The organism is Methylogaea oryzae (assembly GCF_019669985.1).
Lineage (GTDB): Bacteria > Pseudomonadota > Gammaproteobacteria > Methylococcales > Methylococcaceae > Methylogaea > Methylogaea oryzae.
On sequence record NZ_AP019782.1, the window covers coordinates 2,724,957 to 2,751,192 of the forward strand.

Genomic DNA, 26,236 nt, shown 5'->3' on the forward strand with positions numbered 1-26,236 from the left:
CGCCCCGCCGGCGATCAACGTCGATTTTCATGGGAATATCCCTCGTCCGGAGTCAACTCGCCGTTGGGCTCTATCCCCAACGACTTGGCCAAATCGTAGTAAGCGTTGATGCGATTGATCGCCGCCGCGTCGTAATCCAGCATCGCCGCCTTGTAACTGCGTTGCGCGTCGATGAACTCCAGCACGCCGGAAGCGCCTTTCCGGTACGCCAACTCGGCCCGGTCGCGCACTTTGCGGGCGTGATCGAGCAATTCGCTTTCAAAGCGCTGCACGACTTTGTCGGCGCTTTTCCATGCCGCCAACGCCCCGACCACGTCGTTGCGAACGGCCAGCTCCGTCGCTTCCGCGGCCAAGCGCGTTTTGTTGTGGTTGACCGCCGCTTGGCCGATTTCGCCCTGATGCTGATAAAACAACGGCACGGGCACGCTGACGCCGACAAAGGAACTGTTGAGGTTGGTGTTGCCCGGATCGTGGGTATAGCCACCGGTGACGGTGACGTCGGGGTAATTGAGCCGGCGGGCGAGCTCCAGCTCCTTGTCAGCCTGGTCGGCGCGCTGCCTGTCGGCTCGCAGGTCGGGCCGCAAGGACAGCGCTTTGTCGATCAGCGACTCGCGGGCGGAATTCTGGCCGATGTCCTTGAGCTGCGGCCATTGCTCCCTGGCTTCGAACTGCATGCTTTTGTCGGGCCAGTTCAAGGTGACCGCCAGATTGGCTTGCGCTTGCTCCACCGCCGCCTCGGCATTGTCCAAGTCCGATTGGGCTTTCAACGCTTCCATGTCGATACGCAAAAACTCCGCCTCGGCAATATCGCCGGCTTGCAGGCGCAAGCGGTTACTGCGCACGGCTTCTTGGTAATGGCTGACGAGTTCTCGTGCCAAGCGGCGCTGCTTCTGCGCCAGCAACAACCCGTAATAAGCATCGCGGACCATGTTGCTGAATACCCGCACGGCGTTGCGAAAATCGCTTTCCGCCGCCTGGGAGCCGATGGCGCTGCTCTCCATGCGGAGACCGCGTTTGCCGGCCGTTTCAATCAGCTGGGAAAAAGAATAAGTCTGCCCTGGGCCGCACTCGTACCCCGGGGTTTGCCGGCATCCCAGGGCGGAGGAGTTGTAACCGGCCTTGCCGGTGAGCCCCATGACCTGCACGCCGATCGTGGGATTGGGAATCGCGGCGGCGATGATTTCCTGGGCCTGGGCGTCTTCGATGTTGTAGCGCGCCGCGATCAGGTCCAAATTGCGCTGGTAAAACAACGCCAGCGCCTCGTCTTCCGAAATCGTCGCCGCAGTATCCGCCGCCGCGGACAACGACGGAAGCAGCAGAACGGCCAGGACGATCCATCCACGAAAAATGCGTTTCATCGGCGGTCTAAACATGTTGGCATGTGAACGGGCAAAGCGGCCTAGGCATGTTTCCATTGCGCATTCAGCGGTATTGGATCGATACCATGGTAGCAGATTTGGTGCGTGGCAGACGCATATCGCCAAGAAGCGAAGTGGAGCGAAGGGAAAGCGCGGCGGCGCCGACCAAGCCGGAGCCGAAAGCGGGCTTAGTCTATGACGGTATTGTTACGGGCTTATTACGGAAAAACGACCATCGGCGCGGGGAACGCCGAAAACGAGAACCACGTCCGGCAAGCCCCAGACCGCGGGGCGAGCGGCACGCGCCCCCCTATTCGGGGAGGTTCAATTCCTTGATTTTACGGGTGAGGGTATTGCGCCCGTAACCCAACAGCTTCGCCGCGTCCTGGCGGCGGCCATGGGTGTATTCCAAGGCGGTTTCGATGAGCAGGCTTTCCGCCGTGTCGATGGCGTCCTTGGCGATATTGATTTGGCCGGTGCGCAAACGCGCCTCGGCCCAGCCGCGCAGTTGATCGGTCCAATCGCCGTCGCCGCCGCCGGCCGTTGCGGTTTTGGGCTGCAACAGCTCCGGCGGCAAGTCGTCCAGATAGACTTCCTGACCGGTGGTCATCACCGTCAACCAGCGGCAGGTGTTCTCCAACTGGCGCACGTTGCCGGGCCAGTCCTGCTTGGACAGATATTCCATCACCTCCGGACGCAGCACTTTCGGCTCCACGTCCAATTCGGCGCCGGCCTCCTTGAGGAAATGCTTGAGCAGCAGCGGAATATCCTGGCGCCGCTCGCGCAGGGCCGGAATGTGAATGCGGATGACGTTGAGGCGATGGAACAGGTCCTCGCGAAAACGCCCTTGCGCCACCAAGCCTTCCAGGTTCTGGTGGGTGGCAGCGATGATGCGCACGTCCACCTTTACCGGCGCGTGGGCGCCCACCGGGTAGAACTCCCCTTCCGCCAGCACGCGCAGCAAGCGGGTTTGCAGCTCGGCCGGCATGTCGCCGATTTCGTCCAGGAACAGCGTGCCGCCGTCGGCCTGCTCGAAACGCCCCATCCTGCGCCCCTGCGCCCCGGTGAAAGCGCCGCGCTCGTGGCCGAACAGTTCCGACTCCAGCAAGTCGCGGGGGATGGCGGCCATGTTGAGAGCCAGGAACGGCTTGGCCGAGCGCGGGCTGTGCCGGTGCAGGGCGTGGGCCACCAGTTCCTTGCCGGTGCCCGATTCGCCGTTGATGAGCACGGTGATGTTGGAACGGGCCAGCCGGCCGATGGCGCGGAACACCTCCTGCATGGCCGGCGCCTCGCCGATGATTTCCGGCGTCTTTTCCGCTGTCAATCGCTGGCTTTCCTGGTCCAAATCCTGCCGCTGAGCGTGGGCGCAAGCGCGATCCACCAGGGCCACCGCCTCGTCGATGTCGAACGGCTTGGGCAGGTACTCGAACGCCCCGCCGTGGAACGCCGACACGGCGCTTTCCAAATCGGAGTGAGCGGTCATGACGATCACCGGCAACTGCGGATACTGCGCTTGCAGCCTCCGCAGCAACTCGATGCCGTCCATGCCCGGCATGCGGATGTCGGTGACGATCACGTCGGGACCGTTCTCCGCCACCTGCTGCAGCAACCCGCTGGCGTTGGCGAAACAAGACACCTCGTAACCGGCCTTCTGCAACGACTTTTCCAGCACCCAGCGAATCGACTTGTCGTCGTCGATCACCCACACCCGGCCGACGCTATTCATGTTCGCTCTCCAAAGGCAAAAATACCGAAAACACCGTCCGGCCCGGCTCGCTGCTGCACTCCACCAAGCCGCCGTGGCGGTTGATGAGGGACTGGGCAATGGACAATCCCAACCCCGTCCCTTCGGCGCGCCCGGTCACCATGGGGTAGAACACCTGATTCAACAATTCCGGCGGAATCCCCGGCCCGTCGTCGATCACGTCCACTTTCACCGCCAACCGGTTGCGCTGGTGGCCGATGGTCACCTGGCGGTGGATGCGACTGCGCAGCGTGATGTGGCCCCGTTCGCCCACCGCCTGGGCGGCGTTGCGCACGATGTTGAGAATGGCCTGGATCAGCTGGTCGGCGTCGCCGTACAAATCCGGGATACTGGGATCGTAATCGCGCTGGATCACCACGCCGGAAGGCGCCTCCACCTGCACCAACTGCCGTACCCGCTCCAGCACCTTGTGGATGTTCAGCGGGCTCTTGCGCGGCGGCTTGTTCGGCCCCAGCATGCGATCCACCAGGGACTGCAAGCGGTCCGACTCCTCCATGATGATACGGGTGTATTCCTTCAGCTCCGCATCGTGCAACTCCCGTTCCAGCAACTGCGCCGCCCCGCGCAAGCCGCCCAGGGGATTCTTCACCTCGTGGGCCAGCCCGCGCAGCACCATGCGCGCCGCGTTCTGCTGGGCCAGCAATTGCTCCTCCATGGAAATCCGCAACTGGCGATCCACCTGCTGCACGTAGAGCAACACGCCGTCGGCCCGATCGTGGTCGAAAAACGGCACGATGGTCAGGTTGACCGTCACGGCCGGCTTGGGACGGCGCAACTCCACGTTGTGCTGGGTAATGGACGCACCGCTTTGCAGCGCGCCGCCCATGTCCCGCTCCACCGCCCCGTCACTGAACAATTCGTGCACGTGTAGACCGAGCAACTGGCGGGAACTGAGGGCGAACAGCATTTCCCCGGCGATATTGGTGTAGCGCAGCTTGTGGTCCAAGCCGAACAACAGCACGGCGTCGGCCAAATGGTCGAGGATGCGTTGGTGAAGTGTGGCGGGAATGGATTGCATATGAACCGCTGAGCAATTTACGGGCCAGCAACGCAACAGCAGCGCCGGCCTTAATCGGCAGGGTGCGCTAGGCATCGAAGCCACGCCGGACGCACCATTTTAGTGCATCTTAGCAAAAGGATGGATTGGGATGGGGCGGAGGATTTGTAGTCCTGAACCTACGCCCCATGTCAGCCTCGGACGACAGACAAGCATAGGCGTTGCTGGTAGCGTTCCTGGCGAAAACCCGACGTGGGATTTGCAACGGAATAACGACAAGCAAAACCCACTGTTTCGTTGCTGGGCAAGCGCCGTGCGACATCGATGCGCCTCCCTCAATATTATCCCTCAAGCTTGGAGAGCATCCATGGACTGCACAAAATCCTGCATCCCCTGCATCGGCAAGGTGGCCGCAACCATCGCCGCCATACTCATTTTCCTTTATTTATTCCCTATCGTTACCCAATATTTATTTTACCTGCGCGTCCCCCTGCTGTCGGCCGCCATACTGCTGTTTCTCCCAGCGATCAGCTTATATTTACTACCCAACTTTCTCGCCAACCTGTTCGTCCTGAACAGCAAGCTGCAATTGGCCAGCGTCATTGTAATGGCCATGTTGGCCAGCCTGGCCGTCGTCACCATGGGCGACGTAATTATCGCCAATGCACCAGCCCGCTTCGGTATTCCAAAACCGTTTGCCTTATGGCCGGCGACGCAACCCTGGACCGCCATTTTCTCGGCCGTCGCCTCCATTTTTATCGCGTTGCCGGTCTGCTGGTGCGCCTTCAAATATTCCGAAGCCGAAATCGGCGTGAACAAAAGGAATAGCGGAACCATATACGGCGGCGCGGGAGCCTTGACGCTGCTCGCCATCGTGTTGTTTACTCCGGAAAACCCATTCGGCGACTTTCTAAAGGCAGCGCTGGTTTATATTTTCAAATCGCTCTTGATCGCTCCCGATCATGGCTACCTCGCCGACAATCAGTTGGCCCACGGCCACTTGGTCGCCGCATCGCTTTTGATCGTCGCTGCGATACTTTATATTTCGGCGCTCATCGCGTTCCGCCCCAATGACCAACCGAAGCAAAAACAAGCCCCGGCGCTGTTTTATTTGCTCGAACTGATCCTGGTGTGGTCTTCCGTTTTCAGCGTGCTGACGTTTTCCCTGGACTATCTTCGCGTCCCCGTACTGATACTATTCGCGGCGTTTTCCGCGTTCGTTTACTGGCGATGCCGCGTCGACCACTTTTATCAACTCAGGGAAACCGCCGCCGCACCGGGCGACATCGATTCCCTGCGGGCGGTCGCCGCCCGGCTGGAGCACTCCCAACCGGGCAAGAACCGAAAAACACTGGTGGTGGTTTGCGCCAGCGGCGGAGGCATCCAAGCCGCCGGATGGACGGCCAGGGTGTTGACCGGCTTGCAGCAAAAGCTGGGCGAGGACTTTATCCGCGCCGTCGGCCTGATCAGCTCCGTCTCCGGTGGCTCGGTCGGCAGCATGTACGCTCTCGACCGGTTTAAGAACGGCTGCGCCGATCCCGATCAATTCCAGCAAATCTTCGATGCCGCCACCGAAGACAGCCTGGGAGCGACCGGTTGGGGCTTGGCCTATCCCGACTTTTGGCGTTTTGTCGGTCTGCCGTTCTTACGGACCAATCCCAGGGATCGCGGCGCGGCCATCAACCTGCGCTGGAAATCGGCCCTGCAAAATAGTCGAGATACCTTGCGCGGCTGGAGCGGAAGAGTCATGGACGGCGAGCTGCCGATTCCGGTATTCAACGCGACGATCGTCGAAAACGGCTACGCCTATCGACTGAGCCCGGTCGATCTGCATCCCACATCGCCGTCCCTGGTGGATTTCACGGCGACATTTCCAAGCTACGACGTCGACGTCAGCACGGCGGCATTGCTGTCGGCGACTTTCCCTTATGTAACGCCCATCACACGCAACAGCAATCCGACCTGTTCCAGCAGCCTTGAGGTTTTCCACCTCGCCGATGGCGGATATTTCGACAATTTCGGCGTCGTCAGTGCGGTGGATTGGCTGGATTATCTACTGGATGAACAGCGCAACCGAAGGTATCCGGCAAACCACCAAATCCATCGCGTCATTTTCATTACCGTCAACGCGTTTCCAAAGACAGATACCCCTTTGCCCACCGAAGCCGACGCCAAACCGGCCGGATGGATTATGGCGGTATTCGGCCCGCTATTCGCCATCGCCAATGTTCGCGACGCGACCCAGGCGCAAAGAAATACCGAAAGCATCGACCAATTGGTTAAAAAATGGGGCGGCGTCGGTATCGACATCAAACCGCACGAAATCACCTTCCCCAAAACGCCATTCTTCAGTATCCCTTGGCCGGAGTTCGACTGGGTCAAAGCAGCGCTGCAATGGCCGGACGGCCAGGGGACCACGCAAATCAATACTTGGAATAAATACTATGTTCTGGCGCGCCATTATGCCGCGGCAAAATTCGCCGGCATGCGCGCCAAAGTGTTGAAAGACAAACCTTACAACCCGCCGTTGTCCTGGAAACTCACCAAGGAGCAAAAGGCCGCCATCGAGGCCGGCTGGAACCACGCCGAAACCCAGCGGGCGGTACGGGCCATCGGAAAGGATTTTGGCGAACACCCCGTCGTTTAGCCAGTACAGCGAAATACGCCAATGTGCTGAAGGTCAGGCCGCCTCAAGCCAAAACGGAAGCCAAGGCCACGTCGAGGCACAGACGGCCGCGTCGACATGCGGCAAATCACGCGGATCGCCGCGCTGTCGTTGCGCTTAGCGCGGGGCTTTGCGGGCATGAAAAAACCCGCGCAGGCCGATGCCGACGCGGGTTTTTTCTCTACCGTCCAAGCCTGTCCAGGACAGGCCCGCCTTTTTACAGGCTGTAGTACATATCGAACTCGACCGGGTGGGTGCTCATGCGGAAGCGGGTCACTTCCTGCATCTTCAGTTCGATGTAGGCGTCGATCACGTCATTGGTGAACACGCCGCCGCGGGTCAGGAACTCGCGATCCTTGTCCAGGGCTTCCAGCGCCATGTCGAAGGAGTGGCAAACCTGCGGGATGGCTTTCGCTTCTTCCGCCGGCAGGTCGTACAAGTCCTTGTCCATGGCGTCGCCCGGGTGGATCTTGTTCTGGATGCCGTCGAGGCCGGCCATCATCATGGCAGTAAAGGCCAGGTACGGGTTGGCGGTGCTGTCCGGGAAGCGCACTTCGATGCGGCGCGCTTTCGGGTTCATCACGTAGGGGATACGGATGGAAGCGGAGCGGTTGCGGGCGGAGTAAGCCAGCATTACCGGCGCTTCGAAGCCCGGCACCAGACGCTTGTAGCTGTTGGTGGAAGCGTTGCAGAAGGCGTTCAGGGCCTTGGCGTGCTTGATGATACCGCCGATGTAGAACAGCGCCAGTTCGGACAGGCCGCCGTACAGGTCGCCGGTGAACAGGTTCTTGCCGTCTTTCGCCAGGGATTGGTGCACGTGCATGCCGGAGCCGTTGTCGCCCACCAGGGGTTTCGGCATGAAGGTGGCGGTCTTGCCGTAGGCGTGGGCCACGTTCTGGATGACGTATTTCAGGGTCAGGGTTTCGTCGGCCTTCTTCACCAGGGTGTTGAACTTGGTACCGATTTCGCACTGGCCGGCGGTGGCCACTTCATGGTGGTGCACTTCGGTCACCAGGCCCATGTCTTCCATGGTCATACACATGGCGGAGCGGATGTCCTGGAAGGAATCGACCGGCGGGACGGGGAAATAACCGCCCTTGGTGCCCGGACGGTGACCCATGTTGCCGTCTTCGTAGACTTTTTCGGCGTTCCAGCCGGCTTCCTGACTGTCGATCTTGTAGAAAGCGCCCTGCATGTTGGCGCCCCAGCGGATGTCGTCGAAAATGAAGTACTCGTTTTCCGGACCGAAGAAAGCGGTATCGGCGATGCCGGTGCTCTTCAGGTAGGCTTCGCCGCGCTTGGCGATGGAACGCGGGTCGCGCTCATAGCCCTGCATGGTGGCCGGTTCGATGATGTCGCAACGCAAGATCAGGGTGGCGTCGTCGAAGAACGGGTCCATGACCGCCGTGGAGGGGTCGGGCATGAGGATCATGTCGGATTCGTTGATGCCCTTCCAGCCGGCGATGGAGGAGCCGTCGAACATCTTGCCTTCCTCGAACAGGCCTTCGTCGATCGTATGCGCAGGCACCGAGACGTGCTGTTCCTTGCCGCGGGTGTCGGCGAAGCGGAAATCGACGAACTTAACTTCTTTTTCCTTAATCAGCTGGAGTACTTCTTTTGGTGTCATGTTTGTCTCCGAATAATTAGAATTTTTGCCCAGGCCAACAGAAAGCAGGTTCCGTACCACATATTACCCACTCGCGCCGACCCCATCCACTAAGCGCATCCCAGCACTCCCCCTCGTCCATTCTTTGCACCAATATGGTGCCCTGCGCACCATTATTGGTCATCAACCGTCCAAGCCGACTTCCATCACGACGACAATTTCACCGCCGTTGCGCTCGGCAACCACCAGCCGGTGGCCGTTGATGCGGCACCAAGCGGGGATATCGTTGAGCATACCGGGATCGGTGCCAACCACCCGCAACCGCTGCCCCGCCGCCAGGGTTTTCACCCGATTTTGCGTACGAATCACCGGCATGGGGCAAAGCAAGCCCTTCACGTCCAACTGCTCTTCCGTCACAGATACCACTCCTGAGGCAGCTCCGCCGCCGGCAGGGGCTGCACCAATATACGGCGCTCTTCACCGTTCTCCACCAGTGCCACTTCCACTTGGTCGGCGTCGCGGCCCTGGCTGAAGCGGGCGGCGATACGGGCGGCCAACTGCAGATCGTCTTCGCCCGCTTGGCCGTCCACCAGCACGAGCGGCCCGCCGTGGCTAACGGTAAACAGATGAGTATACGACTTGCGGTAGCCTAGCAGAAAATTGCTTTCGCCTTCCTCGCGCGCCACGATGAGCTTGAAACTGGGCCTCGGACGCAGGTGCCGGCCTACCTTCAGCAGCATGATGTCGTCCAACTCGTATTCCTTGGAGCCGCGCGCCTGCCATAAATCGGCCAGTTTGTGGGAATAGCTCTCGTCGGTGAGGAAACAGCAGCCGCCGGCCGGCTGGGCGTAATCCTCGATGCCGAGACGGCGCGCCAGCGCCATTTGCGGCTTGCGTCCGCGGCCGTTGAAATCGTACAGCTTATCGCGATCCACCCAGCCCTCCCGCTCCGGCAGGGTCGGCTGCATCAATTTGGCGCACAAGGGGCGCAGCAACCGATCCTCGATGCCGGAATCCCGCGACACCACCCGCATAGTGTCGCGCCGCTGGGACATGGGCCGCTGGCCGATGACCTCGCCGGTGATGATGAAATCGAAACCGTTTTCCTCGATCCACTCCCGCGCCTTGGTCACCATGAACACCTTGCAATCCAGGCAGGGATTAAGGTTGGAACCATAACCGTGCTTGGGGTTGATCACCACCGATTTGTACTCTTCGATGATGTCGATGATGTGCAGTTTGATGCCCAGCTGCTCGGCCACCCATAGAGAGTTGTTGCGCTTCTGCTTGTTCTGGTCCTGCTTGCGGATGGCGTGGGTATGGCCTTCCACGCAAAAACCGGTGTAAAAATTGATGCCTTCGACGTGAATGCCTTGCTCCATCACCACCTTGGTGGCGAGCATGGAGTCCAGGCCGCCGGAAATCAGGCTTACTGCTTTGCGTTGCGTCATGGAAGATACGAAAAGGGAAAAACGCACCGGCGGCGACCGGTGGGTATGGAAATCAATCGAGGAACTGCTGCTTGATCTGCAAGACTTGCGGCAGAATGTCGTGGAAGCGATCCACCAGAATGGGATCGAAATGGCTGCCTTTCAGCTTTTCCATCTCCGCCAGGGCTTCTTCAACGCTCCAGGCCTTCTTGTAGGGCCGCTCGGAAGTCAGCGCGTCGAACACGTCGCACACCGCCGTGATGCGTCCCACCAGGGGAATATCCTCGCCCTTCAGGCCCTTGGGATAGCCGCTGCCGTCCCAGCGCTCGTGGTGGGTGGCGGCGATGATTTCAGCCATTTGCAATAACGTCGAATCGTGCCCGGACAACATCTCCGCGCCGATCGCGGCGTGGGTTTTCATGATGTCCCACTCGTCGGGATCCAACTTGCCGGGCTTCAACAATATGCGGTCGGGAATGCCGATTTTGCCGATGTCGTGCATGGGGCTGGCGTTGAGCAGCAGCTCGCATTCTTCCTCGCTCAAGCCGATCTGGCCGCCCAGCAAAGCGCAGAATTTGCTCATGCGAATGACGTGGGCGCCGGTTTCGTTATCGCGGTATTCCGCCGCGCGGCCAAGGCGGCGGATGATTTCCAGCCGGGTGTACTCCAGCTCCTGGGTACGCTGGCGAACCTGCTCCTCCAGCACCCGATTCTCGTCCCGCAACCAGTTGTGGAACATGCGCACTTCCAGCAAGTTGCGCGCGCGGGCCAGCACCTCGACGCTATCGAAAGGCTTCGAAAGGAAATCCTTGGCGCCTTCCTGCAAGGACCGCAGCTTGGTTTCGCTGGTCAACTCGGCGGTCAGCACCAGAATGGACAGGTAGTCGTCGCCCTTGCTTTCCCGCAACTGCGCCATCACTTGAAAACCGTCCAAGTGCGGCATGCGGATGTCCAGCAGGATCAAATCGTAGCGATTGGCTTCGTACAGCGCCTTCACCTCGCGAGGATCGCTCACCGAGTCCACGTGGCTGTAACCGCCTTTGCGCAACAGCTTTTCCAGCAATGCGATATTGGCCCGATTGTCGTCGACAATCAGGATACGAGCATCGAAAATCTTTTGTTCGAGACCGTTCACTCACGAACCCTTGTTAAACCCCATTCCCACCCGGCCTAGCGGGACGGACGTGTAACGGCGGATTATATTCGTCCCCGCCGCCAGGCTACAATGGCTTTCTCTCAGGAAAACCGCGAAACATCACGCCATGGGCGCAACACCCCATCGAACGCCAGCACAAGCGCAGCACGCCTCACGCGCCCTTTGGGCGCTCTGGTCGGCCATGGCGGCCGGCCTATCGATCCCCCTGGGCCTCAGCGCCTTACCCATGCCCCATCCGGCCACGCCGCCATTGTCCCCGCAAGACTTGGCCAACGTGGCGTACGCCGTGGGCATCGCGCTCACCGCCACCGCCTTGCTGCTGCGCAAGCGCTGGCTCGGCAACGACTTCCTCGCCCTGCTGATCAGCGCGTCGCTGACGGAAAGCGTCGCCTGGGTCGGCTTCGCCGCGTGGCTGGTCGACGCTCGCACACCGGCCTTCTATACTTTGTTGGTAGTCGCCGCCCTGGGCTTCTGGCTGATTCGCCCTCGCAGGGAGGCACAGCGAAGCGCTGCGACCGACGACACCACCCCGCCCGGCCATACTCCACGGTGACTTTCATGAAATCGCTCTATCGTCTCTCCGGCGCCATCGCCATGGCCTTAACCGTCGCCCAGCCGGCGTTGGCCGACGCGGTCATCAACCTCAACGTCAGCCAGCAAAACCCGAAAGCCCAAAGCGGCGAACCGGTGCGGCTGCTGGTGCATGAAGGAAAAGTCCTGTTGGGCATGCCGGCGGCGGCCGAAGGCAAAGACTTGCGTTTCGACCGCGCGCAGAACCTGTTTCACGTCATCGACCACCGTCGCCGCAACGTCATGGCGGTGGACGAAGCCGCGGTGATCCAGCTGACGGACCAGGCCCAAGCCATGCTGATGATGGCTCGCGGCTTTTCCGAGCAGCTATCGCTGCTGCCCCCCAAGCAACGAGCGAAATTGGAAAAGATGATCGGCGGCGAAGGCGCCCTGGCGCAATTGAACAAGCCGAACAACGGCAAAATGACGGGCAAGCAGTCCTTCCACGCCAACGGAGGCAAAGTCGTCGGGGGCATATCCTGCCAGCGCCTGGAGGTGTTGGGCAACGGCGGCAAACTGGCGGAACTGTGCCTGGCTAAAGCCGGCTCCACGCCGCTGGCGGAGCAGGATTACGCGACATTGGAAGCCATGCGCCAGCAGGCGCAGCGACTGGCGCAGCGAGCCGCCCCCCTGGCGCAGCAGTTCGGCTTCCCGCTGCCGCCGCTGGACGACGCCAAGTTATCCGGCCTGCCGGTGGAAATGAGGAACTTGAGCGGCAACAACCGGGAAACGGTCACGCTGACGCAAATTTCCTCGGAAGCGGTCTCCCCCCAATCGGTGGAACTCCCCGCCGACTATAAAACCCGTCCGTTGTCGGCCTGGAAGTTCTAAATCGCCCGGCCCGTTGAGTCCGTGGCGGATCAGACGAGGAGGTCGTCCAATGCCGCGAGGAATTCGCTCACGCTGAGGGGTTTGGTCAAGTAACGGCAAAACCCCGCCTTCAGCGCGGCGGCAGTATCCTCCGGCATGGCGTTGGCGCTGACGGCCACCACAGGGATGCCGCGCGTCTCGTCCCGCTCCCGCAAGTGCCGCAACACCTGGTAGCCGTCCATGCCGGGCAAGGTGATATCCAGCAGAATGAGATCGGGCCGCAGCCTTTGGGCCATGTCGATGCCTTCCTTGGGCAGTTCCGCCGTCGCCAGGCGATAAGCGGAACGGTATTTTTTGACGATCCGTTGCACCAGGGTCAAATTGACCGGGCTGTCCTCGATATAAAGGATGGTGCGCAACGCGCCGGACGACTCGTGCCGGTCGGTCGGCGTCTTCTCTTCCGCCACGGAGGCGGACTCGACCGCCGCGTCGTCGCCGCTCGACGGCAAATCGATCCAGAACTCGCTGCCGCGCCCTTCGCAACTTTCCACGCCGATGCTGCCGTTCATGGACTCGACAAGGCGCTTGGTGATGGTCAAACCGATGCCGGTGCCTTCGACGTTATCCGACTGGGTGCGCAGCCGGTTGAAAGGCTCGAAAATCTCCGCCAAGCGCTCTTGCGGAATGCCCAGCCCGGAATCCGCCACGCTGACGCGCACCGTCTGGCCGTCCAAATCGCGGCACTCGACGCGAACCTCGCCGCCGCGGCGGTTGTACTTGATTGCGTTGGACACCAGATTCAACAAACACTGCTTGAGCCGCATCCGATCCGCGCGCACCGTTTGCCCGGCCGCGTCGCCTTCGGGAAAATGCAGCGTCACGCCGTAATTCGCTGCGATGGGCTTGGCGAGATCCAGGCATTGCCCCAAAACCGACGCCATGGACAAATTCTCCAGCGCCATTTCGATATGGCCTGCCTCGATCTTGGAAAGGTCCAAAACGTCGTTGATCAGCTCCAGCAGATGCTCGCCACCCTGGCGAATCAATCCCACGTATTCCCGCTGCTCGTCGCTCAATGCCGGATCGAACTCGAGCAACTGGGAAAAGCCGATGATGGCATTCATGGGCGTACGCAACTCGTGGCTCATGCTGGACAGGAACTGCGATTTCGCCCGATTAGCCCGTTCCGCTTCCTCCTTGGCGGCCATCATGCTACTGGCCAGGCGGTTGCGCTCGGTGATGTCGTGGGCGATGGAATACACCAGGGTTTTCCCCTGATAAAACAGCGGGCCGCTGAACAACGCGACGTCGCGGATTTCGCCGTTTTTCAGCCGTTGGCGCCACTCGAAACGCCGAGCGGCGCCTTCCGCGACCTTGCGGAACCCTTCCGCGCGAATGTCGGCCGGCGCCACGTCGATGGCTGCCATGGGCATCTGGCGCAGCTCCTCCCGCGTATACCCCCAAAACGCCAGGGCCGCAGCATTGGCGTCCACGATGCGGCCGGTGTCGGGATCGTGCAGGTAGGCGATAGAGGCGTTGCCCTCGAACATCTGCCGATAGCGCATTTCGCGCTCCGCCAACGCCTGATTCATTTCCAGCAGACGGCGCTTGGAGTCCTTCAGCTTGCGGCTGTTGCCCGCCAGGGATCGGCTGATGGCGATGAATATTTCCGCATTGAGCGGCTTGTAAAGAAAACTGGAAATCCCCTGATTCAGGGCATCCACCAAGGTATCCCGATGCTCGTCGGCGGTAATCAGCAGGATGGCCGCCTCCTCCCCCGCCAAGCTGTCCCGCACGCGGCTGGCGAATTCCGGGCCGGTCATTTCGGGCAGGTGGAAATCGACGATAAGCAGATCCGGATCGAACCCGGAAAACATTTCCAACGCCAGGGACGGTTTGAGCGCGTGGCGCACCGCAAATCCTGCGTCCTCCAGCAACGCCGCATGGTAAAGGGACAAGGTGCGGTCGTCGTCGACCAGGATGATGCGCAGCGCGTCGGCGGGCGGGGAGGTGTTCATGTCGTTGTTTTATCCGATCGGCCATAAGCCCCATACACTTCGCCGATGACGTCGTGTAAATGGGAAAGGAACCGCGTGTCGCGCAACACAACAAAATCGGGATCCACATCCCGCTTCACGAAACCGGCTTTATCCCGGTCGGAACTCACCAGTACGGCTTTCAGCGCTTGCGCCCGGCGCGAAAGCTTCATGGAGGCGATCAAAGCTTCGCCGCGCATGGGGTAGAGCTCGGAAGAAACGATCACCAGATGAAACGGCTCGCCGAGTATGCGATGCATGGCGTTCAGGCTGTCCTCGAACTCGACCACGCGGGCGTCGAACGCCTTCGCCGTTTCGCAGCAAATCTGCCGCAGCGTGCGCGAATTGGCGACGATGGCAACGGAAAAGCGCTGCTGAAAGGCGCGCTCGTGCAGCCGCGCCAGTTTTTTTTCCGTACCGTCGAAGTTTTCGCAGCCGTGCTTGATTTCGGCGACGCTGTGCCGCAGCAGTTCGAGATACCCCAAGGCGACCTCCACCAGGCTGGGCGGCAACGTCTCGGCCTGATCGGCGTCCTGGATGATCTCCTCGAAAGGATGGCAAATGGCGGCCAGGATCTGCTGGCCGAAGGTGGCCGCGCTGCCCTTGATGCTGTGAACGGAGCGATATAAATCGGCCAGCGCATCGTGGGGGCTGCCGCCGCGCTCCAGCGCCAGCAACATTCTCTCGATTTCCTCCAGCCGCTCGGGCAATTCGTCGAGAAACGCCTTGCGGAACCGCTCGTTCAAGGAGGAAACGTTCGCCGTCCGCATCACCCAACGGCTCCATGACGATAGTCCGGCGAGCAAGCCCTCGCCCACAAAGTGCCGACGATCGCACGAAGCATGTCAGCGGCCTCCCAAGGTGTCCATAACCCGATCCAGCACCGCCATGAACTCGGCGACCTTGATGGGCTTGGTGAGATAGTGATGGAACCCGGCCGCCAAGCCTTTCTCCACATCGTCCGGCATGGCATTGGCGCTGAGCGCCAGCACCACGCTGCCGGCCGTTTCCGGCATGGCGCGCAAGCGGCGCAGCACTTCGAAACCGTCCATGCCGGGCAAATTGATGTCCAATAGGATCACCTCGGGGCGCGCCACGCGGGCCAACGCGATGCCGGCGGGGCCGTCCTCGGCCGTCCACAATTTGACGGCCGGCCGCCGCGCCAACAGGCGCTGCACCACTTTCAAGTTGGCCGGATTGTCTTCCACGTACAGCACGTTGCAAGCTTGCGCCGGGGCGTCCGCCGCAGCGGCGTCGTCGCTGAACAACGATTCGTCGGCACCGCCCGCGACCTGGTTGACCGAGCGGGGCAGCAGCACGCTGAACACGCTGCCCTCGCCCGGCCGGCTGGATACCTCGATGGAACCGCCCATGGCGGTGACCAAGCCCCTGGCGATCACCAGCCCGATCCCCGTGCCTTGCACATCGCCCAGTTCCGCGTCGAAGCGGTTGAACGGCTCGTACAGGCGTTTCAATTGCTCTTCGCTCAAGCCGCAGCCCTGGTCCGCCACGGAAATGCGCACCCGGTCGTCGCCCACCGGCTCGCAGTAAACGTGCACGTGCCCGGCCTCCCGGTTGTATTTGACCGCGTTGGACAGCAGGTTCAGCAATACCTGCTTCAAGCGCATGCGATCGGCCCATATAAACGCCGCCGCACAACCGGAAATATCCTCGTGCAAGGTGATGCGGCGCGGCTCCGCCAGGGGGGCGAGCAAATCGCGGCAATCGTCCAGCACGTCGCTCAGGGCCACAGCGCCCGGATTGATGTCGACTTTGCCGGCCTCGATCTTGGACAAGTCCAAGACTTCGTTGATCAACTCCAGCAAGTGCCAGCCGGCTTTCAGCACCTGCTGAACGCTTTCGTTCTGCTCCTCGCTCAAGGGCTCGTCCGGATCGGACTGCAGCAGCTGGGAAAACCCCAGTATGGCGTTGAGCGGCGTGCGCAATTCATGGCTCATGCGCGACAAAAACTCCGACTTGGCTTGGCTGGCGCGCTCCGCCTGCTCCTTCGCCAACACCAATTGCTCCTGAATCGCCTGCAAGTGGGTGATGTCGGTGCGGATGGAAATATAGCGGCTGAAGCGTCCCGCCTCGTCCGCCACGGGAACGATGGTGGTTTCCACCCAGTAGTAACTGCCGTTCTTGCGGCGATTGCGCAGCTCGCCCTGCCAGACTTTGCCTTCGGCGATGGTGCGCCACAAATCCGCGTACACATCGGGATCGTGATCGCCTTTCACCAAGCGATGGGTTCTGCCGAGCAACTCTTCGCGGGCGTAGCCGCTGATTTGGCAGAACTTGTCGTTAACGTAAGTGATGTTGCCGGCCCGGTCCGCCATGCTGACGATGGCATGCTGATCCAGGGCGAATTGCAATTGCCGCGCCGCTTGGCTGGCCTCGCGCATGCGCAGGTTGCTGCGTTGCAGAAGCCGCGCCCGCTGCACCCTCGGCAAGACGGCGGACGCCAAGCGCGCCGGGGTAATCGGCTTGACCAGGAAGTCGTCGCCGCCCAGATTCACCGCCGCCAAGCGCTGGTCGAAATCCATTTCCGCCGACAAAAACACGATGGGCACGTCGTCGTACCTGGGCAGCTGACGCAGTACCGCCGCCAGTTCCAGACCGCTGCAACCGGGCATGTAAACGTCCATCAGGATCAATTCCGGCTTGAAGCGGTCGAACACTTCCACCGCCGTCAGTGGATCGATCACCGTTTCCACGGTCATGCCGTGGCTTTCCAGGGCCTTTCGATGCAGCAGAGCGCCGAATTCGTCGTCGTCCACCAAGCCGATACGGTAAGCGTCCACCACGACCCGCCCACAAATGGAATTCAGCGCGCGGACCAAGGCGCCCACCGTCACCGGCTTGGTGAAATAGGCGCGGCAACCGGCGCGAACCGCGCTCAAACGCGCCGCCGTATCGTCGCGCTCGGAGACGAAGACGACAGGCACCCCTTGCGACGCCAAATCGGCGGCGAGCCGCGCGCCGGCCAAGTCGCCTTCGCTGACATTCATGTCGACGATGACGGCGCAAGGAATACGCCGCGACAACGCCGCCTCCAGTGCCTTCAGCCCCTCGAAGGTCTCAACGAGATATCCCTGCGCCCCCAACCCCGAGGCCAGGTTGGCCGCAAAGCGGGCGTCGTCGTCCAACACATAGATCAAACAGGATTCGTTGTCGGCATGGACGGGGTTGGCGACGGAAGCCGGCGCCGGAGCGGCAGCCGCGAGCGGCCCGTCGTCCTCCATCCCCTCCGGCGAAACGGCCGCCGCCTTTTCCAGGGCCGCCGCTTGTTCCAGCCACTGCAAATAAGCCGCGCCCTGCCGCTGGAACAATTCGCCGCCGCCCCACGCCTCCGCCTCCTTGAGCAAGCCTTCGAAACGCCGGGCGATGTCCGCCACGGAACGGCAGCCGAACGTCCCGGCCGAGCCAACCAGCGTGTGCAAAATCCGGCGCAGCTCCTCGCCGGCGCCGGCGGGATCTTCGCCGCGGCATACCCGCTCCCACGCCAGTGCGACGGCCCGCAGCCTTTCCGGCAACCGCTCCAGGTAACCGGCGCGCAACGCTTCCAAATGCGCGCCCATCGCTGCGTTATTCCGGTCGGTCAAACAGGCTCTCCCGCACTATTGACCCGATTGCGCCCGGCTTTTTTGGCCCGGTACAAGGCCTGATCGGCCTGTTCGAGCAACCGGTCGAGGCCGGCAAAATCGGGATAGGCCGCGACGCCGCAACTGAAGCTGGCGTAGAACGTCCCTTGCGGCGTCTGGTATTCCACTTTGGAGAAAGCCTCGCGCACTTCGTCCATTACCTTGACCGCCGCCTCCAAAGGCGTGTCCGGCAAAATGGCGATAAATTCCTCGCCGCCGTAGCGGCCGACGATGTCGCTCTTGCGCAGCCGCTGTTGCAGCAACAGGGACAGACTGCGAATCACCCGGTCGCCGACCGGATGGCCGTAGGTATCGTTCACCGACTTGAAATGGTCGATGTCCACCATGGCCACGGCCAGGGGCATTTGGCTGCGGATGGCGCGGGACAACTGGATGTCCAACTGCTTTTTCGACTCGGTATGGTTCAACAAGCCGGTCAGGCTGTCCCGGTACATGATGGAACGCAAGGCGCGCGCCCGCTGCACGCGGCTCGCCACGGCCGACACCAGATAATCCGGCTGAATCGGCTTGGTGAGGAAGTCGTCGCCGCCCAGGCTCATGGCCTCTTGCTGGCGTTCCAGATTCTTCTCCGCCGAGAGAAACACGATGGGGATACTCAAGAAAACCGTGAACTGGCGAACGACCGTAGCCAGCTCGGCACCCGTGCACTCCGGCATATACATGTCCATCAACACCAAGTCCGGGTTGAATTCCTGCAAATGCGCCAGTGCCTCCAGGGGATTGGTCACCACCCGTCCCACCATGCCGGCCTGCTCCAAGGTCAGCTTGTAGAAATTGGCCAAAGTGGCCGAGTCGTCCACGATGAGAATGCGGTAGGCCTCTTCCGGCTTGCGCCCGGCGAAGCGATCCAACACGTCGATCAGGGCGGCCACGTCCAACGGTTTGGTGAGATAGGCCGCCCCCCCCGCCCGGACCGCCGCCAAGCGCGTGGCGAAATCGTCCCGCGAAGAAATGAACACCACCGCGACTCCGCTCACCAAGCCCACGTCCAACGCCGTCAACAGCTCGGCGCCATTGCCGTCGGGCAGCTCGATCCCCATCACCAAGGCCACCGGGCGGCGCTCGCGCAACGCCTGCTCGACACCGCCGAAACGCTCGAAGCGCCGCACTTCGTAGCCGAAATATCCCAATTGGGCGACCACCACAGAGGCCACGTGATCGTCCCCTTCCACCACGTAAACCTCGTTGGCACTTTCCGACACTGCGGGCGCGTCCGGCGGGGCCACCACTTTCAAAGCGGTGGCGCGGGCGCGCTGGGAAGCGTTGACCAATTTCAGCACAGAGGACTGCACGTCCTCGAAATACTGCTGATCGGGAGTGAAGTCGTCGACCCTGGCCAAAGCCAATAACGCCTCCAACTCCTTGGCGGCTTCGCTGACCTGCGCCAAACCGAAAGTGGTGGCCGACCCAGCCACGCCGTGCACCAAGCGGTAGACGCTCTCCAACAGCGGACGCTCCCACTGCTGATCTTTCAAGGAAGACCAAGCCACCACCAAGGAACGTATCTTGGCCGGCAGCTGTTGAAGGTACTCCTCCTGTAAGCCGCGCAGACGGCGCTGCAACTCCATCGCCGACGGCTCAGTCATGAATTCGTCTCCGCCATGATCTTACGAAATCTCCCGCCACGTCCGTCCACCTCGGGATAAACCCTCTCGCCCTTTTTCGCCCGCGAATCGCGCGGACACAGCAATGACGCCCGTTTCAGCCGTTCGGCGGCGCCTAAAGTTTGAACAAAAAACCGGCATATCATCCCACAGAGATAGTGTGGGCGATATCACGTATTGCATCCGCCGCCACAGGCGTCGAAACGCCCCCACGAATGCGAATCGCTTGCATTATTACTAAATCGTGACATGATATTAAGAACGCTTCTCATATTCAAACGGGGGTTCTTATGCGCGCAAAACAACAACTGCTATTGGCAAGCATAGCGACGGCCTGTGCGGTGACGGCGCTGGATGCCGCCGCCGCGCCACCGGCCACCTTGGATCAAATGTGGGCGATCATTCAACAGCAGCAAAAAGAAATCGAAACGCTCAAGAAAAAAACCGAACTCGCCGATGTCCAAGGCCAAGAGCTGAAGCAGCTGCGCGCAGAGACCGAGGTATTGAAGAAGGAACGAGGAACGGCAAGCGGCGGCAACGACGCCCAGCGCAAAACCGACATCCTCGCCTCCGAAGTGGAAAAGCTGAAAACGGCGCTGGTGATCCCCGAGTCCAAGCAATACAAGAGCCAATACGGCCTCGGCCCCGCCGCCTCCGGCGTATACGGCGTCAACAAAGGCCTGTCCATCGGCGGCTACGGCGAAGCGGTATACACCAACCAAGCCAGCGACAAAGGCGCCAAAAAAGACACCATCGACGCCGAACGCCTGGTGATGTACCTGGGCTACAAATTCTCCGACCGCATCATCCTCAACAACGAAATCGAATTCGAGCACGCCAGCACCGGCGAAGGCGCCGAGCAAAAAGGCGAAGTCTCCGTCGAATTCTCCCAACTGGACTTCCTGCTGCACCCGGCCGCCAACATCCGCGCCGGCCTGATGCTGATGCCCATGGGCTTCATCAACGAAATGCACGAGCCCACCACCTTCCACGGCAACTACCGTCCGGAAGTGGAACGCCGCATCATCCCCAGCACCTGGCGCGAAATGGGCGCCGGCCTGTTCGGCGAACCCTTGCCCGGCCTGCAATACCGCCTGTACGCGGTCAACGGCCTGGACGCCAGCGGCTTCTCCTCCGCCGGCTGGAAAGAGGCGACGCAAGGCGGCAGCATGGCCAAGGCGGAAAACTTCGCCACTGTAGGCCGCGTCGACTACTCGCCCAGCTTCGTCCCCGGCCTCATGGTGGGCGGTTCCGCCTACATGGGCGACTCCGGCCAAAGCCAGAAATTCGACGGCCTAAAGAAAAACGCCTTTACCCAGCTGTACGAAGGCCATCTGCAATGGCATTACAAAGGCTTCGAATTCCGCAGCCTGGGCGCCTGGGGCCGCGTGAACAACGCCGCCGCGCTCAGCGCCGCCAAGGGCGAAACCATCGGCAGCGCCACTTTCGGCTGGTACACCGAAGGGGCCTACGACGTCATGCCGCACCTGATGCCGACCTCCAACCAGTACCTCGCGCCTTTCGTGCGCTACGAACGCTTTGATACAATCGCCGACGTGCCCACCGGCTATGCCGACGACCCGGCGCAAAACAAGGAAGTCTACCAAGCCGGCGTCACCTACAAGCCCATCGGCAACGTCGCCATCAAAGCCGACTACCGCAATATTTCGGCGCGCCAAGGCAAACCGGCGGACGAGTTCAACCTGGGCCTGGGCTTTATCTTCTAACCGACCAATGACAACGCCATGCGCCGAACCCTAGCCATCGGACTGACCCTGCTCGCTTTGACCGCCGGCAACGCCAACGCCGTCGTTTACTACAGCAAAGAGGAAGCGTTCCAACTGGCTTTCGGCGAAGGCGCCACGGTGGAAACCAAGCCCCTGTTCCTCAGCGACGCCCAAACCGCGCAAATCGAACAGCTGGCCCAGGCGAAACTGGAATCCCAGCTGTACACCTTTTACGTCGGCAAGCGCGGCGAACAGGTGCTGGGCTACGCCGCCATCGAAACCCACACCGTGCGCAGCCACCCGGAAACGCTGCTGCTGGTATTGTCCCCGGCCGGCGAACTGGAAAAAGTCGAAGTGCTGGCCTTCCACGAACCGCCGGAGTACCAGCCGCCGCAACGCTGGTACAACCTGCTGCTGAAAAAGCCGCTGGAAGCCATGCGGCTGGGCAACGGCATCGACGCCATCAGCGGCGCCACCCTCAGCACCCGCTCCGCCGTGGACTCGGCCCGCAAAGTGCTGGCCGTGTACCGCACCGCCCTGGCCGGAAACCCGCACTGATGCGATTTTTCGTCACCGGCGAGCAAAACCGCCAGCTCACCATCAACACCATCGTCCTGCTGTTCCTCGGCTACGTCCTGCTGCTGTGGATCAGCAACGGCCTGATGTTCTTCCACAAGATGAGCCTCGCGCCCCAATCGGTCATCGACTACTACCTGGGCTCGGAAGAAAAGTTCACCAAGCCCATCAGCTACCAAACCCTGCTGGAAGTCAGCCACTTCCACCTGTTCGCCATGGGCATGCTGGTGCTCACCCTCACCCACCTGCTGCTGTTCACCCCGCTGGCCATGGGCCCCAAACTCTGGCTCACCGGCCTCACCTTCTTCTCCGCCCTGGCCGACGAAGGCGCCGGCTGGCTGGTGCGCTTCGTCCACCCCCACTTCGCCTATTTCAAGATCGGCGCCTTCCTGGCACTGGAAGCCAGCCTGCTAGCCCTGCTGGTGTTTTGCAGCCTGTCGCTGTACTACCAGCGCAAGCACCTGTCGGCCCCGCATTCCCATAAACACCGCCACAGCAAGCGCCGGCATAAATAGCCACGCCGTGTGCTTGGCGTTTCCGGCGCCCCGCCCAGCCACACAAAAGCCGCCCCCCATGCGGAGCAATACGCGGAAGAGCGCTCGGCGCCCTACGAATGCGGGTGACGGTTTTCTTCTTTGCCGAGTTGTAGGCTGGCTTGATAAACCCAGCATGTGCAGAAAATTGCTGGGTTTCCGCTATCGCTTCAACCCAACCTACGCGCTGCGGGGATTAGCCGGGAACCAGCCGCCGCCAGCAGGCGGCGCGGTTCGCCGGCTTGGGGAGTGAGCCTTTAACGGCTCCAGGTAATGCGCAGGGTGCCGTCCTCGTCCGTGTAGACGGAATGCAATTCACCCTGGTAAGCGTGGTGCACGGCTTGACCGACGCCATGGGCCAAGTGAGCGCCGGTAAAAGTGACCAGAACACCGTCGCCTTCTTCCGCAATGTTCATGATGCGCTCCAGCGCATGTTCCGCTTTTGCCTTGGCTTCGGCGTTATGGATCAGATTCAGAATGTCCTGCCGATGCTGAGCAAAGAAAGCGCCTTTCACCCTGACCTCGGCAGCCGGCACGCCGTCGCGCACGCGCTCGCAGGCCGGACATGCATGGGTCTCGGCGCCTGCTCTCGGCTCGCCCCACTGCCAATGGCCGTTATGGAAAATGGCGCCGCAGTCCGGGCAGGTGGTGGGTTCCGGCCATTTCCCCCGTGCCCGGTAAGGATCGCTGACGCGCTCCGAATACAGGCTGTCCCTTCTGGGTTGGTGGCTGGGGTCGCTGTGTCTTGTCGGGCTGGTCATGGCACACCTCCTGGTAAGCGCACATATGGGAACTACAAAGGATTCTTTTAAGGCATCGTCCGTGCCCAAGAAGTAATGGCGGATTACAGGGAACCGCCCTTCTTACTTACAGCATAGCCCAATCAGCCGGCACCAGGGGGCAAAGCTTCACAGACAAAATGCAAGACCTGACCCCAAAACTGCGGCCTCCGTATCTAAAAACGGGGACCTTAATGGTGCTTTGGTCTATTCAGTACTGTAACACTGACTATTACAGGCCCTGAACTAGTGCAGCCAATCTCCCTCTTGATTTCCTTTCGATCAGTACTCTGTTTGGCATTCTTTAGCACCGTCGCCAATGGAACGTTCCATGCGTTGGCGATAGCTTCAATAAGTGCCCCCTGCAATGTCCTCGAGTCAAATATCCAATCAGAGCTCCATTCTTCTTCTCTCGATTCCGTTTCAGGCCAGTCAATCCACACATCACCGCCCTGATGCTCCAGGATGCCAGGCATGCCCATTTCAACTGCAAATACATTCTTGTTGAGAGCAAAATCCCCATGTTCTCTTCGAGCTAAATAAACAGAGGCGTCATGAACCACAAACACTTCGTCATCAATTGACTCACTTGCAATGTCAGCAGCGCTCTTCCACCCATTAGCAGATTTCGCGATATGCAACTCCTTCGTAGCGCCGTTGAGCACACGGATTAGGGAGGCTATTTCGGCCTGTTGCTCACTAGACAGGTCATCCTTTCGGGCTATTGCTGCTTGTTCTGTGGCCCATTGCTGAAGAGCCGCTGGTTCCGCAATTGGGACTCCGATATTGCGTGCGGCAGTATGCGGTGTTCCTACCAGACAACCGCAAATCCCAAACAGGCCACTGGATCGAAAGCCTCCAATTGTCACGGTTCCCGGCAACGACATTTCCACGTGCTCATAATTTCGAAAAATAGGTGGAGATGGCGTGATGCAGGCGCGTCCGATTATATGGCCTGATGAGTTTGTTATCGTCCGGAGGTTTCGCTCTGCTGTTCTTAATAGCTTAGCGACTTCGCCATCCCTCTTCCTGCTAGCAGGTCCCCAAAGACGTTGAAGCAATTTGCTGCCCTTGATGCTGATCCAATCGGAGGCACCCACAACTAGCGTGGTCTTCTTTGCTTCCACAAATAAGTTTACATCCAACGTAGGACAGAGCCATGCGCAACGTTCTTCCAAAGTCCACGGGCGCCCCGTGTCAGACTCGGCAAGTAGCTGGTGAAGGAACATTGGGTCCGTTACCCAGACGCGAACCCGCGTCCCACCCTCATGCAAGCACTCGCTACTGCTAGCTTTTCTTAGGATTGGCCTCGAAGCTAAACCGTTCTGAAATTCGAGTATCAATGTCTCATCACGCGCTCGCTCTGCGCGCCTTGTGATAACTTGAACTCTGTCGCCCCACATAAATACTGAATAGAAGCCAATGCCGAACTGTCCTGACGAAACGTAGCCTTTTGACTCGAGACCAGGAAGTTCACGGTGCATTAGAGATGTACCCCAAAAGGAAGTACCGAAATCCAAGAACGGGCCTATCAATACGCTCTCCGACATGCCGATGCCGCAGTCTTCTACCTCCACCCATTGGCCAGTGTTATCTTGACCAATACGGACCGTAACTTGGCCCCAATTTATCGGTTTCTCCTCCATGATTCGGCGAGCTCTAACTGCATCGGAGGCATTTTGAATTAACTCTCTAAGTGGAACAAAACAATTTTTCCCATAAAGCTGCTCACCTCCAAGAGTTCTAACCAACTTCGCGACATCGCCGACCTTTAGCTTTGCATCAACAGGTAGCCAATCTGCCGTGCCAATTAGTTTCGCTAGACGTATTGGGTCTTCAACGTAGGAAACCCCGCGTGCTGTTAGTCGCGGTCGATTTGTATCTGCGAGAAGTGCGTCGACATGCCTTAATTCTTTGTCCACAACGTTCAGGGCATCAAAGGCCGTCCACCATGCAGAAGCCTTGTCTACTGGGAAGCTATCTTTGGAGGTATATACCAGCCGATCAGATTCAAGCCTCGGCTGGTAAAGCATTTCTTGAAACACCCAATGATCAGCGCTTGCGCCGACTGGGCCTCGAAGCGCTGACAAGAAACCAGGAGCTCGCCGTTCGTCCAAGTGGCTGGCGTCTGCAGTTCTCAGGATACATGCAAGCTTAATGGGATCAACCGTCCAGTCGTTACTAAACCCACCCGGAGCGCCAATCGTACTTGGTAAGTACTCGATTAACTTCTCGGCGGCCCACCAATGACTATGAGCAATCTTGCCGATTATTGGCCCATAGGTCTTTCTCAATACCGGATCATCAATCAAATAGTATTCGCGAGAATCGTTAGATGCATTACTCCAGGAAATCAGTGCGAGGCGCTCAGCATGCTTTGCATGTAGCTCTCTCAATACGGACCGCGTCGCATGCTTTCGTATGGCGTCAGGGGCGCGAGCAATTTCAATCTGTGTTGGTACTTTCCCGCTTTGCTCCTTGAGGAGCGCTGAAACGGTGTCAATCCAAATTGCTTCGTTTTCTATCTGAGCGATACCTGCGGGATATGCAGCAAGACCCATCCCCAAGTCATGAATAAGGAATGCACCACCCAGTACGAATGCCTCGGCCGGAGTTAGCGGAAATTTCGGACCAGCAATTAACTGCGCCATCTCCCACAGCGCATCCAAATGGGTAACGTCGTGCACTGTAAAATCTGGAAGATCTATAGCGATTTCGGCTGCCAACATTCCAGACCGCTCGCGAAATGTCTCGTAAGCCGCTCTGAGGCGCGAGCGATTAGGCCCCTCAGGATCAGGATCAAGCTGAATTGCCAGAGTCCTTTGCCATAGGGTGGTGTTCTCAAATCTTCTATTCATTTGATGTCACAATATAGTGGATGGTTGTCGGGTTCTTCAGAATAGGAGTTGAGATAACGCTGCTTGGTATTCCTGATTATGCCCAAGGTAAATCTAACGACCGC

The 26,236-nt window shown here is 60.1% G+C and carries 19 protein-coding genes; 6 read left to right on the plus strand and 13 right to left on the minus strand.

What is annotated here, in order from left to right:
* Window positions 1–14 precede the first annotated feature (14 nt).
* The 3 genes from K5607_RS11900 to glnL all read right to left on the minus strand — a co-directional run bounded on the left by K5607_RS11900 (window position 15) and on the right by glnL (window position 4,141).
* Entirely contained in the window at window positions 15–1,358 is a 1,344-nt protein-coding gene (locus K5607_RS11900; RefSeq protein WP_221047123.1) for a TolC family protein, read from the minus strand.
* A gap of 310 nt (window positions 1,359–1,668) precedes the next feature.
* Window positions 1,669–3,084, minus strand: coding sequence for a nitrogen regulation protein NR(I) (ntrC, locus tag K5607_RS11905; RefSeq protein WP_221047124.1), 1,416 nt, complete (start codon window positions 3,082–3,084; stop codon window positions 1,669–1,671).
* Entirely contained in the window at window positions 3,077–4,141 is a 1,065-nt protein-coding gene (gene glnL / locus K5607_RS11910; protein WP_054772672.1) for a nitrogen regulation protein NR(II), read from the minus strand. The genes ntrC and glnL overlap by 8 nt, the downstream gene beginning before the upstream one ends.
* 346 nt (window positions 4,142–4,487) lie before the next feature.
* Between glnL and K5607_RS11915 the strand changes: the two genes are divergently transcribed.
* Window positions 4,488–6,767, plus strand: coding sequence for a patatin-like phospholipase family protein (locus tag K5607_RS11915; RefSeq protein ID WP_054772671.1), 2,280 nt, complete (start codon window positions 4,488–4,490; stop codon window positions 6,765–6,767).
* 235 nt (window positions 6,768–7,002) lie between these two features.
* Here K5607_RS11915 and glnA read toward each other — a convergent pair whose 3' ends face one another.
* The 4 genes from glnA to K5607_RS11935 form a co-directional block, all read right to left on the minus strand.
* Window positions 7,003–8,412 (minus strand): glutamate--ammonia ligase, encoded by a 1,410-nt coding sequence (gene glnA / locus K5607_RS11920; RefSeq protein ID WP_221047125.1) that lies wholly within the window; start codon window positions 8,410–8,412, stop codon window positions 7,003–7,005.
* A 162-nt stretch (window positions 8,413–8,574) separates the two neighbouring features.
* Entirely contained in the window at window positions 8,575–8,808 is a 234-nt protein-coding gene (locus tag K5607_RS11925; RefSeq protein WP_082411314.1) for a sulfurtransferase TusA family protein, read from the minus strand.
* Window positions 8,805–9,842: a tRNA (5-methylaminomethyl-2-thiouridylate)-methyltransferase gene (locus K5607_RS11930; RefSeq protein WP_221047126.1), complete on the minus strand. Its 1,038-nt coding sequence runs from the start codon at window positions 9,840–9,842 to the stop codon at window positions 8,805–8,807. Before K5607_RS11930 ends, K5607_RS11925 begins: the two co-directional genes overlap by 4 nt.
* A gap of 52 nt (window positions 9,843–9,894) precedes the next feature.
* Window positions 9,895–10,956, minus strand: a complete 1,062-nt coding sequence (locus K5607_RS11935; RefSeq protein ID WP_054772670.1) for an HD domain-containing phosphohydrolase — start codon at window positions 10,954–10,956, stop codon at window positions 9,895–9,897.
* A 202-nt stretch (window positions 10,957–11,158) separates the two neighbouring features.
* On the opposite strand from K5607_RS11935, the gene K5607_RS11940 reads away from it, so the two are divergent.
* Together K5607_RS11940 and K5607_RS11945 are read left to right on the plus strand one after the other, a co-directional pair.
* The gene (locus tag K5607_RS11940) at window positions 11,159–11,530 is read left to right on the plus strand and encodes a hypothetical protein (RefSeq protein WP_054772669.1); all 372 of its coding nucleotides are present in this window, start codon (window positions 11,159–11,161) and stop codon (window positions 11,528–11,530) included.
* 5 nt (window positions 11,531–11,535) lie between these two features.
* Window positions 11,536–12,378 (plus strand): hypothetical protein, encoded by an 843-nt coding sequence (locus K5607_RS11945; protein WP_156302263.1) that lies wholly within the window; start codon window positions 11,536–11,538, stop codon window positions 12,376–12,378.
* Window positions 12,379–12,407: 29 nt separating this feature from the next.
* On the opposite strand, the gene K5607_RS11950 is transcribed toward K5607_RS11945, so the two are convergent.
* The 4 genes from K5607_RS11950 to K5607_RS11965 form a co-directional block, all read right to left on the minus strand.
* Window positions 12,408–14,375 (minus strand): hybrid sensor histidine kinase/response regulator, encoded by a 1,968-nt coding sequence (locus K5607_RS11950; protein ID WP_221047127.1) that lies wholly within the window; start codon window positions 14,373–14,375, stop codon window positions 12,408–12,410.
* The gene (locus tag K5607_RS11955; protein WP_221047128.1) at window positions 14,372–15,139 is read right to left on the minus strand and encodes an Hpt domain-containing protein; all 768 of its coding nucleotides are present in this window, start codon (window positions 15,137–15,139) and stop codon (window positions 14,372–14,374) included. Before K5607_RS11955 ends, K5607_RS11950 begins: the two co-directional genes overlap by 4 nt.
* 99 nt (window positions 15,140–15,238) lie before the next feature.
* Window positions 15,239–17,971, minus strand: coding sequence for a response regulator (locus tag K5607_RS11960; protein ID WP_221047129.1), 2,733 nt, complete (start codon window positions 17,969–17,971; stop codon window positions 15,239–15,241).
* 20 nt (window positions 17,972–17,991) lie between these two features.
* On the minus strand, window positions 17,992–19,641 hold the full coding sequence (locus K5607_RS11965; RefSeq protein ID WP_221047130.1) for a diguanylate cyclase: 1,650 nt from the start codon (window positions 19,639–19,641) through the stop codon (window positions 17,992–17,994).
* Between the two features lie 308 nt (window positions 19,642–19,949).
* On the opposite strand from K5607_RS11965, the gene K5607_RS11970 reads away from it, so the two are divergent.
* Genes K5607_RS11970 through K5607_RS11980 form a run of 3 tightly spaced genes read left to right on the plus strand, consistent with a single transcriptional unit; the run spans window position 19,950 to window position 22,477 of the window.
* A complete protein-coding gene (locus tag K5607_RS11970) occupies window positions 19,950–21,386 on the plus strand; it encodes a hypothetical protein (protein WP_221047131.1) in 1,437 nt (478 codons plus the stop codon).
* A gap of 18 nt (window positions 21,387–21,404) precedes the next feature.
* Window positions 21,405–21,944 (plus strand): FMN-binding protein, encoded by a 540-nt coding sequence (locus K5607_RS11975; RefSeq protein ID WP_221047132.1) that lies wholly within the window; start codon window positions 21,405–21,407, stop codon window positions 21,942–21,944.
* Window positions 21,944–22,477 carry a hypothetical protein gene (locus tag K5607_RS11980; protein WP_054772922.1) on the plus strand — a complete coding sequence of 178 codons (534 nt, stop codon included), beginning with the start codon at window positions 21,944–21,946 and terminating at the stop codon, window positions 22,475–22,477. The genes K5607_RS11975 and K5607_RS11980 overlap by 1 nt, the downstream gene beginning before the upstream one ends.
* Before the next feature lie 275 nt (window positions 22,478–22,752).
* Here K5607_RS11980 and K5607_RS11985 read toward each other — a convergent pair whose 3' ends face one another.
* Window positions 22,753–23,256, minus strand: a complete 504-nt coding sequence (locus K5607_RS11985; RefSeq protein ID WP_221047133.1) for a BCAM0308 family protein — start codon at window positions 23,254–23,256, stop codon at window positions 22,753–22,755.
* Between the two features lie 209 nt (window positions 23,257–23,465).
* Entirely contained in the window at window positions 23,466–26,132 is a 2,667-nt protein-coding gene (locus K5607_RS11990) for an HD domain-containing protein (RefSeq protein ID WP_221047134.1), read from the minus strand.
* Between the last annotated feature and the right edge of the window lie 104 nt (window positions 26,133–26,236).

Bases quoted from the DNA above. Each gene is read 5' to 3' on its own strand.
- K5607_RS11900 (WP_221047123.1), bottom strand. From the start codon at position 1,358: ATGAAACGCATTTTTCGTGGATGGATCGTCCTGGCCGTTCTGCTGCTT.
- ntrC (WP_221047124.1), bottom strand. From the start codon at position 3,084: ATGAATAGCGTCGGCCGGGTGTGGGTGATCGACGACGACAAGTCGATT.
- glnL (WP_054772672.1), bottom strand. From the start codon at position 4,141: ATGCAATCCATTCCCGCCACACTTCACCAACGCATCCTCGACCATTTG.
- K5607_RS11915 (WP_054772671.1), top strand. From the start codon at position 4,488: ATGGACTGCACAAAATCCTGCATCCCCTGCATCGGCAAGGTGGCCGCA.
- glnA (WP_221047125.1), bottom strand. From the start codon at position 8,412: ATGACACCAAAAGAAGTACTCCAGCTGATTAAGGAAAAAGAAGTTAAG.
- K5607_RS11930 (WP_221047126.1), bottom strand. From the start codon at position 9,842: ATGACGCAACGCAAAGCAGTAAGCCTGATTTCCGGCGGCCTGGACTCC.
- K5607_RS11940 (WP_054772669.1), top strand. From the start codon at position 11,159: ATGGCGGCCGGCCTATCGATCCCCCTGGGCCTCAGCGCCTTACCCATG.
- K5607_RS11945 (WP_156302263.1), top strand. From the start codon at position 11,536: ATGAAATCGCTCTATCGTCTCTCCGGCGCCATCGCCATGGCCTTAACC.
- K5607_RS11950 (WP_221047127.1), bottom strand. From the start codon at position 14,375: ATGAACACCTCCCCGCCCGCCGACGCGCTGCGCATCATCCTGGTCGAC.
- K5607_RS11960 (WP_221047129.1), bottom strand. From the start codon at position 17,971: ATGGGCGCGCATTTGGAAGCGTTGCGCGCCGGTTACCTGGAGCGGTTG.
- K5607_RS11965 (WP_221047130.1), bottom strand. From the start codon at position 19,641: ATGACTGAGCCGTCGGCGATGGAGTTGCAGCGCCGTCTGCGCGGCTTA.
- K5607_RS11970 (WP_221047131.1), top strand. From the start codon at position 19,950: ATGCGCGCAAAACAACAACTGCTATTGGCAAGCATAGCGACGGCCTGT.
- K5607_RS11975 (WP_221047132.1), top strand. From the start codon at position 21,405: ATGCGCCGAACCCTAGCCATCGGACTGACCCTGCTCGCTTTGACCGCC.
- K5607_RS11980 (WP_054772922.1), top strand. From the start codon at position 21,944: ATGCGATTTTTCGTCACCGGCGAGCAAAACCGCCAGCTCACCATCAAC.
- K5607_RS11985 (WP_221047133.1), bottom strand. From the start codon at position 23,256: ATGACCAGCCCGACAAGACACAGCGACCCCAGCCACCAACCCAGAAGG.
- K5607_RS11990 (WP_221047134.1), bottom strand. From the start codon at position 26,132: ATGAATAGAAGATTTGAGAACACCACCCTATGGCAAAGGACTCTGGCA.